The sequence below is a fragment of the Haloferax sp. KTX1 genome (genome assembly GCF_902410085.1).
In the GTDB taxonomy this organism is placed as follows: domain Archaea; phylum Halobacteriota; class Halobacteria; order Halobacteriales; family Haloferacaceae; genus Haloferax; species Haloferax massiliensis.
On the sequence record NZ_CABPRH010000358.1, the window covers coordinates 1 to 385 of the forward strand.

1 protein-coding gene is annotated in these 385 nt (G+C 47.5%); it reads left to right on the forward strand.

Translation table 11 applies throughout. The features are described from left to right. Positions 1–162: 162 nt before the first annotated feature. A partial coding sequence (locus tag FY251_RS22190) for a hypothetical protein (protein WP_148417037.1) occupies positions 163–385 on the forward strand: 223 nt, incomplete at its 3' end.

Here is a 385-nt window from a genome sequence, read left to right on the forward strand (position 1 = left end):
GCCGACGCATGGTGGTGAGTACAAGTGGGCGATGGAGCGTGAAGAGTACGATGGCAGCGGGGTAGTGTCCTCCACCGAGTTAGTGAGTAATCCTACGGGATGAATGAAGATAAATTTGAACGGGAAAATTTATTAATTTAGGAACTTTGTAAAGAAGTATAGATGAAAGCGGTACCGATTCCGGGAGAGATTCTCCGGACAGACGTTTTCATGGGACTGACATTTGATGAGTTAGTCATACTTGGCTCAGTACCGCTTGTAATGGTATTTCCCAGCCTGTTCATAGACCAAATTCCGCTGGTGGCTACTCTGGCGTTGATTGGGGTGTCGCTTCTTGGTGTGATCGCAGTCGTAATCAGAACACCTGAGGGTCAGAAACCACTTG